We start from the raw sequence: 13,368 nt of genomic DNA, 5'->3' as shown, positions 1-13,368 counted from the left end.
TTGCTGGTGTCCGGCTGCCTGTCCGTCCGGCACCCCGCGATCTTGGGAGACGCGTCGGTGATTCGTTTACGACATCAACTCCAAAGGCAGTCTCGGGCACACTCCCCGGGTACCGAGTAAAGCTGCCCATCCGGCCGGGTGAACTCGCCCTGGGCCCATCGGACACCACCGCGCGTCCCGCAGGCACGGGACCACGCGTCGGCGCCGCCGCGACGATCAGCAGGGAATCAGTCGACGGCGGTGACCTCCAGCACGAGGCTCTGCTCCGGGTGCAGCGCGGGCAGCTGCACACCGACCCGGGCCAGCGCTGCGCCGGTGAGTGTGGCACCGTCGCCCAGCCATCCCGACGGGGACCGTTCGATGGTGGCCGGGGGCGACACGTCCGACACCGGCCGCACCAGGTAACGCCGGTCCGGGTCCAGGCCGGGCAGCCGGACCGCGCCCGGTACCTGCGTGACCGAGGTGGCCAGCCGCGCCACCGCGTACACCGCCTGGGTTGTGTCGTGGGCGACCACGCCGTGCGCCCAGACGGCCGGGTCCGGGTGGTCGACCCGGACCACCCGGCCGGTGTGCAGCAGCGGACGCAGCCGTTTGTGCAGCGCCACCCAGGCGGCCAGTTCGGTCTGCTCGGCGGCGCTGATCGAGGCGATGTCCCACTCGATGCCGTGGTGGCCGAACAGCGCGGTGGCGGCCCGGAACCCCAGGTCGTGCACCCGGTGGGTGGTGTGTGAGCGTTCCGGGCCGATGTGCGTGCCGACCAGTTCCGGTGGCAGCAACAACCCCGTCCAGCGTTGGATGCTGAGTCGTTCCAGGGCGTCGTTGCAGTCGCTGGCCCAGACGCGGTCGGTGCGGGACAGGATGGCCAGGTCCACCCGGGCGCCCCCGGACGAGCAGCTCTCGATCTCCACGCCGGGGTGCCGGCGGCGCAGCTCGTCGAGGAGCCGGTAGACGGCCACGGTCTGCCCGTGCACCCCGGGCCGGCCGTCGTGCCCGGCCTCGGTGAGGTCCCGGTTGTGATCCCACTTGAGGTAGCTGATGCCGGGATACGCGGTGAGCAGCGCGTCGAGGCGTTCCAACAGATAGGTGTACGCCTTGGGGCGGCCCAGGTCGAGCACCTGCTGGTTGCGCCAGGCCGGCGGCAGCCGCCCGGGCACGGCCAGCAGCCAGTCGGCGTGCGCGCGGAACAGGTCCGAGTCGGGGTTGACCATCTCGGGTTCCACCCACAGGCCGAACTGCATTCCCCGGCCGGTCACGTGGTCGATCAACGGTTGCAGGCCGTCCGGCCAGACGTCCTCGTCGACGTACCAGTCGCCGAGCCCGGCGGTGTCGTCACGCCGCCCCCGGAACCAGCCGTCGTCGAGCACGAACCGCTCCACCCCGATCTGCGCGGCCCGGTCGGCGAGCGCCCGCAACCGGTCCAGGTCGTGGTCGAAGTAGACGGCCTCCCAGACGTTCAGGGTGACCGGGCGGGGGGAGCGGGGGTGCCCGGGCCGGGCCCGCAGGTGGGTGTGCAGCACGTGGCTGAGGCCGTCCAACCCGGCGTCGGACCACACCGCGTAGAGCAGGGGAGTGGCGTACGAGTCGCCGGGATCGAGCCGGATCTCGCCGGGGGCCAGCAGTTCACCGCCGCCGAGCGTCGACTCGCCGGTCGGGTGTCGCTCGGCGAATGTGACGTGGTCGCCGCTCCACGCGGTGTGCACCGCCCACACCTCGCCGTGGCCGAAACCGAACCCGGCGGTGCCGGCCACCAACAGCAGGGTGGCGTCGTGCCCGGTACGCCCGTGCCGACCCTCGCGGACCCAGCTGCCGTGCTGCCACGGGTGCCGCTGCGGGGACCGTTCCCGGCACCACCGGCCGGTCAGGTCGAGCAGTTCGGTGGCGACCGCCGGCACCGGCAGCACCGGCGTCAGCTCCCGCAGCTCGTACGCGCCGTCGCCGTCGTTGCGCAGCCGGTGGCGGACGGTCAGCAGGCCGTACGGGTCCAGCGTGATCTCGATGGTCAGGGACAGCGCGGAGGCGGCATCCGAGGCCCGCACGGTCAGCTCCGCCGCGCTCGACCCGTCGTCGTGCACGTCCACCCCGTCGAGGCGGAACGCGGTGGACCAGTCCCGTCCGTCGCGGTGCCCGGCCAGCCCGGGTCGGCCGCTCCAGCCGGCGCTCGGCTCTGGCAGCAGCGACAGCACGGTGGGCTCGTCGAAGCTGCTCGGCACCACGGGCGGTACTGTCGCGTCCACGAGCTGGCGCAGGTCGTCGTCGTCGAGGTCGCCGATGTCGCCGCCCCAGTGCACGACCCGGGGCAGCCTCGGGTTGCGCGCGTCGAGCACCAGGCTGGTCCGCGCGCGGCGCAGGTGCAGGATCGTCATCCTTTGGAAGCTCCCAGGGTCAGGCCCCGGACGAAGTGTCGCTGGAGCATGAAGAAGATGACAAGGGTGGGGATCGCGACGAGCACGCTGCCCGCCGAGACCAGGTTGTTGTCGGTGAAGAACTGGCCGCGCAGGTTGTTGAGCGAACTGGTGACCGGGAACTTGTCGCCGGTACGCATCAGGACTGTGGCCCAGAAGAACTCGTTGTAGATCCAGGTCACCTCGAGCGTCGCCAGCGCGGCCAGGGCCGGTCGGCACAGCGGCATGGTGACCTGCCAGTACTGCCGCCAGATGCTCGCACCGTCGACCATCGCCGCCTCGTACAGGTCGCGGGGCAGCGCCTTCATGTAGTTGCTGAGCACGAAGACGCAGAACCCGCACTGGAAGGCCACGTTGATCAGGATCAGGCCCCAGTAGCTGTCGTAGAGCAGCTCCGAGTCGCTCATGAACTCCGGCAGCGGCACCTCGGTGAACAGCCGGAACAGCGGGATGAGCAGCGCCTGCTGGGGCAGCAGGTTGGCGGCGGTGAACAGCCCGAGCAGGACGAGGTTGAGTTTCCAACTGAACCGGGCGATGACGAACGCCACGCAGGAGGCGAGGAAGAGGGTGAGCAGCACCGCCGGCACGGTGATGTACACCGAGTTGAGGAAGTGCTGGCCGAACTCCGCTGTCCGCCACGCGGTGACGTAGTTGTCGAAGGTCCAGCCGCCGAACGAGACGTAGCCGTTCGTGGCGGTGTACTCGTAGGAGCGCAGCGACGTCAGCACCGCCCAGGCGATCGGGAAGAGCCAGATCAGCGAGACGACGATGAGGAAGCTGTGCAGCAGCATCCGCAGCGGCGTCATTGGGCGGCGGCGGACCGGGGTGTCGACGCTCATTGCCGGTTCTCCCTCATCACGGTCGCCAGGTAGATGGTGATGAAGACAAGCGAGACGACGAGCATGATGGTCGCCAGCGCGGAGCCGAAGCCGATCCGGCTCGCCTCACCCACCACGTTCTGGGTGACCAGCGCGGAGATCAGCTCCAACCCGTTGCGGCCCTTGTTGACCACCCAGACCAGGTCGAACGCGCGCAGCGACTCGATCACCGTCACCACCAGCACGATGACATTGATCGGCCGCAGCACCGGGAACACCACCCGGAAGAAGGTGCGGCTCTCCGATGCGCCGTCGACCGCGGCGGCCTCCCGCAGCGACGGGTCGACGCCCTTCAGGCCGGCCAGGTACAGCAGCATGATGTAGCCGACGTGCCGCCAGCCGGAGGCGACCATGACGGCCCAGATGTTGACGTTCGAGTCGCCGTACCAGTCGACGCTGCTGCCGAAGACCGCGTTGATCAGCCCCTGGTCGCGGGAGTAGATGAGCTGCCAGACGAAGCCGATAAGGGCAAGCGAGAGCACCACCGGCAGGTAGAGCGCCGTCTGGTAGAACCGGCTGCCCTTCAGCTCCTTGTCGAGCAGGACGGCCAGGAACATGCCGAACGGGGTGGCCACCAGGAACAGCACCGCGAGCCAGAGCAGGTTGTTCTGGATCGCCGGCACGAACGGCGGATAGATGTTCACCACGTCGCTGTAGTTGCGTGCGCCGACGAAATCGATTTCGTTGAGGGGGCCGATGCCGTCCCAGTCGGTGCCGGAGAGCACCACGGTGGCCGCCGCGGGCAGCCAGATCAACCCGGTGACGAGCAGCAGCGGGACGAGCACCATAAGCGTGATGACCACGCGGTCGGTGCGGGACAGGAGCCGTAGCCGCCGGCGACGACCACCCGTGGAGGTGGTCGCGGCCGGCGGCGGCACGGCGCGATCCGCTTGGATCAGGGGCAGGTCGGACATCTGTCCTCCCCTTTCCGCCGTCAGTCGGTGAAGATCGACTTCTTCTGGTTCTCGATGGACGACGTGAGCCCGCCGATGTCCTTGGGGTTCTTGATGAACTGCTGGATCGCCGGGATGATCACCGTGGAGGCGAAGTCCGGCCGGGTGTCCCGGTCGAGGAACTGGGCGATCTCGGTGGCGGAGCCGACAAGCTCGGCGGCCTTCTTCTGCAGCGCGGTATAGCCGCTGACGTCCGCGCCGGTGTTGGCGACAAGCGTGGCCGGGTCGTTCTTGACGGTGATGTCCGCCGGGTCCTTGCTGCCGAGGTACTCCAGCAGCTTGCGGGCGTTGTCCTCGTTCTTGGGCTTGCGGGCCATCATGTAGCCGTCGATCGGGGCGTCCAGCGCCTTGGCGCCGATCGCCGGGTCGATCTCGGGGAAGGTGAAGAAGTCGAGGTCGTCCTGCTCCTCGTTGCTGAACTGCTGGCCGACGAAGAGGCCGAGCAGGTACATGCCGCTCTTCTTCTGCTGCAACGACTGCGCGGCCTCCTGCCAGGTGCGGCCGAGGCTGTCCGGCTGGTGCAGGGGGAGCAGGCCGGCCCAGGTGTCGAAGACCTTCTTGACCTTGTCGGAGGTCCAGGCCTCCTTGCCGGCCATCAGGTCGATGTGGAACTGGTAGCCGTTGATGCGCAGGTTGAGGATGTCGAAGGTGCCCATCGCCGGCCAGCCGTCCTTGTCGGCGAAGGCGATCGGGGTCAGGCCGTCGCCCTTCATCCGCGCGCCGAGTGCGGTGAACTGGTCAAGGGTCGTGGGCACCTCGTAGCCGTACTGCTTCCAGACCGACTTGCGGTAGAAGACCGCCCACGGGTAGTACGTCGCCGGGACGAAGTACTGCTTGCCGTCGTCCCCGGTGGACGCCTTCTTGAAGGCGTCGGAGTAGCCGGAGAGCTTGCCCCACACGTCGCTGATGTCGCCCGCCAGGCCCTTGGCCGCGAAGAAGCGCATCCGGTAGCCGGCGAACCAGGTGAAGACGTCGTCCGGCTTGCCCTGCAGGTAGTTGTTGATGTTCTCCTGGAACGTGTTGTGGTCGACCGTGTTCACCGCGACCTGGACGCCGGACGAGGTCTTGAACCCGTCGGCGACCTTGGCGACGACGTCCTTGGGCTTCGGGTCGGACTGGTTCGAGCCGAGCGACACGTCAGTGGTGGACCCGCCGGAGCCGGAGTCGTCGCCGCAGCCGGCGAGCAGGCCGGTGCCGAGCAACGCGCCGGTGCCGGCCGCGCCGGCCAGCAGCGACCGTCGGTTGATGCCGGCGACGGAAGGCGGTACGAGCCGAGCGAGGTACTCGGCTTGGGATCGGGGACGGGACATCTGTGCCTCCTGCTGATGAAGAGGTGCCTTGCCCAAGGGCCGTCAGGTGGTGAGCGGTCCGGCCTCGTGAATACACATCGGGATCCACCGAGAATCCACATTGACGAACACGATCGGCCAGTGGGGCATCAAGCTACCCCTCCGTCAGGTGCTGTCAAGGTCCCCGTTCGCCTTCGATAACCGAGTTGTGACATGGCCGTTACCTGGTAAGCGTTGGAAAGATTGTCGATGTTGGAACTTGTTGACTTACCCGGGCCGTCAGGTGCACCCTCAGCTGTCATGCGGCGATGGCAGGGTGACGGCATCTATTTCGGCGGCGACTACAACCCCGAGCAGTGGCCCGAGCAGACGTGGCCGGAGGACGTCGAGCTGATGCGGCGGGCCGGGGTCAACCTGGTGTCCGTCGGCATCTTCTCCTGGGCCCTGCTGGAGCCCGCCCCGGGCAGGTTCGAGTTCGGCTGGCTCGACCGCGTGCTGGACCTCCTGCACGACGGCGGCATCCAGGTCGACCTGGCCACCGCCACCGCCAGCCCGCCGCCCTGGCTGGCCCGCGCCCACCCGGAGATACTGCCGCGCCGCGCCGACGGCACCATCCTCTGGCCGGGCGGACGGCAGGCGTACTGCCCCAGCTCCCCGGTGTTCCGTGAGCGGTCCCTGGAGTTGGTGCGGGCCGTCGCCGACAGGTACGCCGAGCATCCCGCCGTGGTGATGTGGCACGTGTCCAACGAGTTGGGCTGCCACAACGTGCACTGTTACTGCGACGTCACCGCCGAGGCGTTCCGCGGGTGGCTGCGCGAGCGCTACGGCGACCTGGGCCGGCTCAACGACGCCTGGGGCACCGCGTTCTGGAGCCAGCGGTACGGCGACTGGGCCGAGATCAACCCGCCGCGCACCGCCCCCACGTTCGCCAACCCCACCCAGCAACTCGACTTCCTGCGCTTCTCCTCCGACGAGCAGCGTGCCCAACTGCGCGCCGAACGCGCGCTGCTCACGACGCTGGTCCGGCAGCCGGTCACCACCAACTTCATGATCGGCACCGGGATCAAGCACATGGACTACCACTCCTGGGCCGACGATGTGGACCTGGTCGCCAACGACCACTACCTGACCGCCGCCGACAGGCAGGCGCACCTCGGGTTGGCGCTCGCGGCCGACCACACCCGCGGTGTGGCCGGCGGTGACCCGTGGCTGTTGATGGAACACTCCACAAGCGCTGTCAACTGGCAGCCCCGCAACGTGGCCAAGCTGCCCGGGCAACTGCGCCGTAACAGCCTGGCGCACGTCGCCCGGGGCGCCGACGGGGTCCTCTTCTTCCAGTGGCGCGCCTCCCGCGCCGGCGCCGAGAAGTTCCACTCCGCGCTCGTGCCGCACGCCGGCCCCGAGACGAAGGTGTTCCGCGAGGTCTGCCAGCTCGGCGCGGACCTCAAGGCCCTTGCCGAGGTACGCGGCAGCCGGGTGGACGCCGACGTGGCGATCCTGTTCGACTGGGAGGCGTGGTGGGGTGTCGAGTTGGATTCGCACCCCAGCGTCGACGTCACCTACGCCGACCGGCTGAACGCCCTGTACGGCGCGCTGTGGCGGGCCGGCGTGACAGCCGACATCGTCCACCCCTCGGCGGATCTCAGCGCCTACCGCCTGGTGCTGGTGCCCACCCTCTACCTGGTCCGCGACGCCGACACCGACGCGCTGCGCCGCTTCGTCGAGGCCGGTGGCACCGCCGCCATCACCTACTTCAGCGGCATCGTCGACGAGAACGACCACATCCGCCTGGGCGGCTATCCCGGCGCGTTCCGTGACCTGCTGGGCGTACGCACCGAGGAGTTCTTCCCACTGCGCGAGGGCGAGCAGGTCCGGCTCGACGACGGCAGCACGGCCGATGTGTGGACCGAGTGGCTGCACGCCGACGGCGCCGAGGTGCTGGCGTCGTACACCGATGGGCCCTTGCCGGGTGTGCCGGCGCTGACCCGGCACCGGGTCGGCGACGGCGCGGCCTGGTACGTCGGCACCCGGCTGGACGAGCCGGCCACCGACCGACTTGTCGCCCGGCTGCTCGACGAGGCAGGCGTCCGCGCGGCGGCACCGGCCCCGACCGGCGTGGAGGTGGTACGTCGACGCGACGGGGAGCGGACCTGGCTGTTCGTCATCAACCACACAGGGGCCGAGATCCGGCTCCCGGTGGCCGGCGTCGAGTTGTTGACCGGCACGCGGTGTGCCGGTGAGCTGGCCGTGCCGGCCGGTGAGGTGGCTGTCATCCGTGAGGACAGGTCCTGATCCCCACGACGGCCCACGGCGCGAAGGAGGTTCCCCAGATGCTCGCCCAGCAGCGGCAGACCGCAATCCTCGATCTGATCCGCCAGCGCGGCGGTGTGCGGGTGAGTCACCTGGTCAGCCGGTTCGGCGTGTCCGACATGACGATCCGCCGTGACCTGGAGGCGCTTGCCGAGCGTGGCCTTGTCGACAAGGTGCACGGCGGCGCGACGCTCGCCGGGCCGGGGTCGGCCGAGGAGCCGGGCTTCGCCGCGAAGTCGATCCGCCAGCAGGCCGAGAAGCGGGCCATCGCCGAGCGGGCCGCGCGGATGGTGGAGCCGGGGATGGCCATCGCGCTGTCCGCCGGCACCACCACCGCCGCGTTGGCGACGCTGCTCTCCGACGTACGCGGCCTGACGGTGGTGACCAACTCGATCCCGGTGGCCGACGCGCTCTACCAGAACCCGCGCGCCGACCAGACTGTCGTGTTGACCGGCGGCATCCGTACGCCGTCGGACGCGTTGACCGGGCCGGTGGCCGAGGCGGCGATCAGCGCCCTCAACGTCGACCTGCTCTTCCTCGGCGTGCACGGGCTCAGCCCGCGCACCGGCTTCACCACGCCCAACCTGCTGGAGGCCGGCGTCAACCGCTGCCTGATCGGCGCGGCCCGCCGGCTCGTGGTGCTGGCCGACCACACCAAGTGGGAGACCATCGGCATCGCCACGATCGCCCCGCTGGAGGCCGCCGACGTGCTGATCACCGACGCCGGGCTGCCGGCCGAGGCGCGCACCACGATCGGCGAACAGGTAGGCGAGTTGGTGGTCGTGGAGCCCGAGTAGGCGGCTTCACAGCCACCTCACAGGGCTTCTGGATAGGGTCCGCGTTGAGTGAACGTCCGACTCCATCCTGGATCGGTCGGCTGTCGCACAGGAGTTCCGATGGTCTTCAAGAAGATGTTGAGCGCGTTCGGCGTCGGCGGTCCGAGTGTGGACACCGTGCTGACCAACCCCAACACCCGGCCCGGTCTGACCCTCGACGGGCACGTCAACCTCATCGGCGGCGACGCCGCGGCGGCCATCGAGCAGGTGGTGATCGGCCTGGTGACGCGTGTCGAGGTCGAGGGACACGACGCGGAGTACACGGGCACCATGGAGTTCCACCGCATGGTGGTCAGTGGCCCGCTCCAGCTCGCGCCCAAGCAGCAGCTCTCCATCCCGTTTCAGCTGCCGGTGCCGTGGGAGACCCCGATCACCGACGTGTACGGCCATCGCCTGCACGGCATGACGATGGGTCTGCGCACCGAGCTGGCCATCGCCCGCGCGGTCGACAAGAGCGACCTGGACCAGGTTGCGGTGCACCCGCTGCCGGTGCACGAGCGCATCCTGGAGGCGTTCCAGCGGCTCGGTTTCCAGTTCAAGAAGGCCGACCTGGAGCGCGGTCACATCCGGGGGGTCCAGCAGACGCTGCCGTTCTACCAGGAGATCGAGTTCTACTCCGCACCGCAGTACGCCAGCACCATCAAGGAGGTCGAGCTGACCTTCGTGACCAGTCAGCACGGCGTCGAGGTGATCCTGGAGTGCGACAAGCGCGGCGGCTTCCTCAGCGCCGGGCACGACGCGTTCGGCCGCTACCAGGTGTCACACGCCGACGCCGACGGGGTCGACTGGGCGCAGGTCGTCGACGGCTGGCTGCGTGAGACCACCTCCCGCTACGGCAGCCTCCGCTCGCAGGGCTACGGGCACCAGGGCTACGGACCGGGCAAGGGTCACGGGCACGGCCACGGCCGGGGGATGGGTGTGGGCGGCATGGTGGCCGGTGCGGCGCTCGGCGTCGCGGGCGGCATGATCGCCGGCGAGATGATCGGCGACGCCTTCGAGGGCGACGCCGGTGAGGACTTCGGCGGGGACTTCGGCGGTTTCGAAGAGTAGGCGTCGACGCACGACAGTGGCCTCCGGGAGATTCTCCCGGAGGCCACTGTTCACCTACGACACTCAGCGCTTGCTGCGCTCCCGGCCGGACCGGCGCGCGGAGCCGGCCTTGGACAGACCGCGGCTGACCAGGTAACCACCCGTCAAGATGGTCAGGAACCACCACGCCTGGTTCGGGTTGTTGATGTTCAACCCGTTGGCGGTCGTGCCCTTCCAGAACGCCGAGATCGCCACGAGCGCGACCGCGGCAGCGTAGATCCAGAATTCCGTCGTCAGGAACGCCTGCTTGGTCTCCGTACCCGGCGACGGCATCTGTTCCCGGTGCCCGTCGTGCATCGCCGGCATCTGCTGGGTCGGCGTGTTCCGCATCGACGCGGGGTTCTGCGGGTCGTTCATCGGCCGGTTCATGGGCCTTGTGGAAGCAGCCTGCGTGCTCATCTGGTCCTCCTCAGGATGCGATGAGTCGTACCTGCGTTCCCTCGCCCCGCTACCGCGTTTCGGTCACGGCACGGTTCGCGTTCACGGCGGGGACACCCCCCGACTACCCGAGGCCCCGGAGCAGGTAACACCGACCGCCGGCCGGAAATCTCCGGCCGGCGGTGGCGTGACCAGCGTCAGCGCAGGCCGTTGCGGATCGCGACGCTCACCAACAGGTCCGGGTCGTCGGTGATGAGGTCGTCCACACCGAGGTCGATCACCCGCTGCATGACCGTCGCGTCATCGACGGTGTACGGGATCACCTTCAGGCCGTCGCGCGTCTGCAGGGTGCGTACGTCCGGTCCGTGGAAGTACGTCGGGTTCTCCCGCAGATACCTGCGGGCCGGTGAACCGGTGTGGACGACCTCCGGCCGGTCGCCGCGGGTTTGCCGGGCCGGTGGTCGGGCACGCAGTCAGTTCCACAGCTTCTGCGAGGTGATGGATGTGCGTGAGGATGACTTGCGGCAGGAAGCGGCCCGCGAGGCCGAGGACCGGATCGCCGGTGGCATCTACGGCAAGGGCGCCGTCGACGAGGTGACGCTGCCCCGCACCGATGTGGAGCGCGTGATCCAGGACGTCGACCCGTACGACCCGGCGCACCAGCCGATCGACCCGACGGTGCTGCGCGACGGTGGCCCCACCCGGGGTCAGGGCGCGGTCACCACAACGGGCGGCACGGCCGGTCCGGCGAGCGTACGGCGTGTGGCCCGGCAGCCCGAGCGGCATCGGGGCAAGGTGGCCCCGACGACGACAGGCGACGCCACCACCGGCGGCCTGAGCACCCCGATGGGTGGCGGCACCAGCGACCAGTCGACATCCGCGACCGGACCAGGAAAGTCCATAAACGACTAGCGTCCCACTCCGGGCGTGATCATGAGGTTGGCGTGGCTGTGGAGATCACAGTCCACGTCAACCTCATGATCGTCCACCGGGTCAGGCTGCATTGGGGCGCAGGACGCCCAGGCGTTGGGTGGCGCGGGTGAGCGCCACGTAGAGGTCGCTGCACCCGCGCGGCGACTCGGCCACCATCAGGTCCGGGTCGACCACCAGCACCGAGTCGAATTCCAGCCCCTTGGCCTGCGCGACGGTGAGCACCACCACCCGGCTCTCCAACTCCGGGTGCTCGCCCACGGCGGCCTCCGGCAGCGCGGCGATCAGCGCGGCCCCGAGCGTGTCCACCCGGCTGGCCGGCACGATCACACCGAGTCGGCCCTCGGCCAGGTCGGTCGCCTCGCGGGTGGCCGCCCGCACCAACTCCTCCGGCAGTTGCTCGTCGGGGACCGTCCGGTCCCACGGCGGTACGCCGCTCTCCCGCACCGAGCGCGGCGGTCGCAGCGCCGGGTCGATCTCGGCGAGCACCTCCGCGGCGACCGCCATGATCTCGGCCGGCGTGCGGTAGCTCACGGTCAACTCGGTAAGCCGCCACCGCTGCGCCACGTACGGGGCGAGGGCCTCGGCCCAGGACGGCGTGCCACTGAGTGCCCCGGTCTGCGCCACGTCCCCGACGATCGTCATCGACCGGCTCGGGCAGCGGCGCATCAGCAGTCGCCAGGCCATAGGGCTCAATTCCTGCGCCTCGTCCACGATCACATGGCCGAACGCCCACCTCCGGTCGGCTGCGGCGCGCTGCGCGGTGGTGAGCCGGTCGGCCTCCTCCTGCCGTTCCAGCAGCCGATCCGCGTCGATCAGGTCGGTCACGCCGAGGATCTCACCGCCCTCGGCCTCGTCCTCGACGTCGATCGAGCGGGAGCCCTTGGCGATCTCCAGCACGCCCTCGGCGTACTCCCGTTCCATCCGGCGGATGCGATCCCGCCGGGCGGCGGCGGCCCGCTCGTCCTCGCCGAGCAGTTCGGCGGCCTCGTCCAGCAGCGGCACGTCGGCAGGCGTCCAGCCACCCGGCTCGCGGTGCAGCAGCGCCCGCTCGTCGTCGGTGAGCATCGGCGCGGCGGCGGCGATCCGGTCCGGGTCGGCGTACAGGTCGGCGAGCAGGCGCTGCGGGGTGAGCACCGGCCACAGTTGGTCCAGGGTGGCGCGGACCTCGGGGTCGTCACGCAACTCCCGGCGGATCTCGGCCCGGTCGGCCTCGTCGAGCAGGTTGTCCCCGCCCAGCGGGTCGGCGCCGATCCGCTCGGCCACCTGGTCGGCGAGGGCGTGCACGATCTCCACGTCGAAGAGCGCCCGCGCCAGGTTGTGCGGACGGTCAACGCGGCGGACCCGGTCCCGCGCGGTGCGCACGGTCTCCGGGTCGAGGGTCAGCGCCTCCCGCTCCACCTCGATCTCCAACGGCTCGTCCGGCACCCACTGCCGGTCCTGGACGGCAAGCGCCAACACGTCGGCCAGCACCGCACGGCCCTTGAGCGCGGCCGTCTCGGCCGTCTCGGTCCGCTGCGCGCTCACCCCGGGAAAAAGATCAGCCTGGGTACGCAGCAGCACGCCGGTCTCGGCAAGCGTCGGCAGGACCTGGGAGATATAGCGCAGGAACGTCGCGTTCGGGCCGACAAGCAGCACGCCCCGGCTGGATAGCTCCCGGCGGTGTGTGTAGAGCAGGTACGCCGCCCGGTGCAGCGCGACAGCGGTCTTGCCGGTGCCGGGGCCGCCCTGGACCACCATCACCCCTGGCAGTTCCGCGCGGATGATGGTGTCCTGCTCGGCCTGGATCGTCTCCACGATGTCGCGCATCCGGCCGGTCCGGCCGGCGTTCAGCGCGGCGAGCAGCGATGCCTCGCCCGTCAACTCCTCGTGCGCGCCGGGAGAGGCGCTGTCGATGTCGAGCACCTCGTCGTTGAGCCCGATCACCTTGCGCTGTCGGGTCCGCAGGTGCCGACGCCGGCGTACGCCCTGCGGGTTGGCGGCTGTCGCGAGATAGAAGGGGCGGGCGGCGGGGGCCCGCCAGTCCATCAGCAGCGGGTCGTAGTCACCGCTGGTGTCGAAGATTCCGATCCGGCCGATGTAGCGACGGGAATCGTCGTCGCCGTCGAGCCGGCCGAAGCAGAGGCCATTCTCCACGGCCGAGAACTGCTCGACCTGGTCGGCGTACATCGCAACCGAGCTGTCGCGCTGGGAGCGGTCCTGCAGAGTGCCACCGGTGCTGCGCAGCTCGTCGGTGAGCCGGTGGGCGGCCTGCTCACGCAGCCCGTCCAGCCGCCCGTAGAGCATGGAGACGTACTCCTGCT

The 13,368-nt window shown here is 69.8% G+C and carries 11 protein-coding genes; 4 read left to right on the top strand and 7 right to left on the bottom strand.

Annotation, left to right across the window (positions count from 1 at the left end):
* Nucleotides 1-227: 227 nt before the first annotated feature.
* From ACFY2Q_RS24665 to ACFY2Q_RS24650, 4 genes are read right to left on the bottom strand one after another with little or no spacing between them, the layout of a single operon-like run.
* Complete coding sequence (locus ACFY2Q_RS24665) at nt 228-2,363, bottom strand: alpha-galactosidase (protein WP_387133929.1); 2,136 nt, start codon at nt 2,361-2,363, stop codon at nt 228-230.
* The gene (locus tag ACFY2Q_RS24660; RefSeq protein WP_387133927.1) at nt 2,360-3,241 is read right to left on the bottom strand and encodes a carbohydrate ABC transporter permease; all 882 of its coding nucleotides are present in this window, start codon (nt 3,239-3,241) and stop codon (nt 2,360-2,362) included. The genes ACFY2Q_RS24665 and ACFY2Q_RS24660 overlap by 4 nt, the downstream gene beginning before the upstream one ends.
* Nucleotides 3,238-4,194: a carbohydrate ABC transporter permease gene (locus ACFY2Q_RS24655; protein ID WP_387133926.1), complete on the bottom strand. Its 957-nt coding sequence runs from the start codon at nt 4,192-4,194 to the stop codon at nt 3,238-3,240. Before ACFY2Q_RS24655 ends, ACFY2Q_RS24660 begins: the two co-directional genes overlap by 4 nt.
* 20 nt (nt 4,195-4,214) lie before the next feature.
* A complete protein-coding gene (locus ACFY2Q_RS24650; protein ID WP_387133924.1) occupies nt 4,215-5,543 on the bottom strand; it encodes an ABC transporter substrate-binding protein in 1,329 nt (442 codons plus the stop codon).
* Nucleotides 5,544-5,822: 279 nt separating this feature from the next.
* On the opposite strand from ACFY2Q_RS24650, the gene ACFY2Q_RS24645 reads away from it, so the two are divergent.
* The 3 genes from ACFY2Q_RS24645 to ACFY2Q_RS24635 all read left to right on the top strand — a co-directional run bounded on the left by ACFY2Q_RS24645 (nt 5,823) and on the right by ACFY2Q_RS24635 (nt 9,718).
* Nucleotides 5,823-7,814, top strand: a complete 1,992-nt coding sequence (locus tag ACFY2Q_RS24645) for a beta-galactosidase (protein WP_387133923.1) — start codon at nt 5,823-5,825, stop codon at nt 7,812-7,814.
* Nucleotides 7,815-7,852: 38 nt separating this feature from the next.
* The gene (locus ACFY2Q_RS24640) at nt 7,853-8,629 is read left to right on the top strand and encodes a DeoR/GlpR family DNA-binding transcription regulator (protein ID WP_387133922.1); all 777 of its coding nucleotides are present in this window, start codon (nt 7,853-7,855) and stop codon (nt 8,627-8,629) included.
* A gap of 99 nt (nt 8,630-8,728) precedes the next feature.
* Nucleotides 8,729-9,718 carry a sporulation protein gene (locus ACFY2Q_RS24635; protein WP_387133920.1) on the top strand — a complete coding sequence of 330 codons (990 nt, stop codon included), beginning with the start codon at nt 8,729-8,731 and terminating at the stop codon, nt 9,716-9,718.
* Nucleotides 9,719-9,781: 63 nt separating this feature from the next.
* Here ACFY2Q_RS24635 and ACFY2Q_RS24630 read toward each other — a convergent pair whose 3' ends face one another.
* Both ACFY2Q_RS24630 and ACFY2Q_RS24625 read right to left on the bottom strand, forming a co-directional pair.
* Complete coding sequence (locus ACFY2Q_RS24630) at nt 9,782-10,114, bottom strand: hypothetical protein (protein WP_387134074.1); 333 nt, start codon at nt 10,112-10,114, stop codon at nt 9,782-9,784.
* Between the two features lie 218 nt (nt 10,115-10,332).
* Nucleotides 10,333-10,527, bottom strand: coding sequence for a glycerophosphodiester phosphodiesterase family protein (locus ACFY2Q_RS24625; protein ID WP_387134073.1), 195 nt, complete (start codon nt 10,525-10,527; stop codon nt 10,333-10,335).
* Between the two features lie 112 nt (nt 10,528-10,639).
* On the opposite strand from ACFY2Q_RS24625, the gene ACFY2Q_RS24620 reads away from it, so the two are divergent.
* Nucleotides 10,640-11,047, top strand: a complete 408-nt coding sequence (locus tag ACFY2Q_RS24620) for a hypothetical protein (RefSeq protein WP_387133918.1) — start codon at nt 10,640-10,642, stop codon at nt 11,045-11,047.
* An 81-nt stretch (nt 11,048-11,128) separates the two neighbouring features.
* On the opposite strand, the gene ACFY2Q_RS24615 is transcribed toward ACFY2Q_RS24620, so the two are convergent.
* The gene (locus ACFY2Q_RS24615) at nt 11,129-13,351 is read right to left on the bottom strand and encodes a HelD family protein (RefSeq protein ID WP_387134071.1); all 2,223 of its coding nucleotides are present in this window, start codon (nt 13,349-13,351) and stop codon (nt 11,129-11,131) included.
* Nucleotides 13,352-13,368: the final 17 nt, after the last annotated feature.

Origin of the sequence: Micromonospora sp. NPDC000316 (genome assembly GCF_042898885.1) — a bacterium.
Lineage (GTDB): Bacteria > Actinomycetota > Actinomycetes > Mycobacteriales > Micromonosporaceae > Micromonospora.
This window is presented reverse-complemented; position numbering and strand designations above follow the sequence as displayed.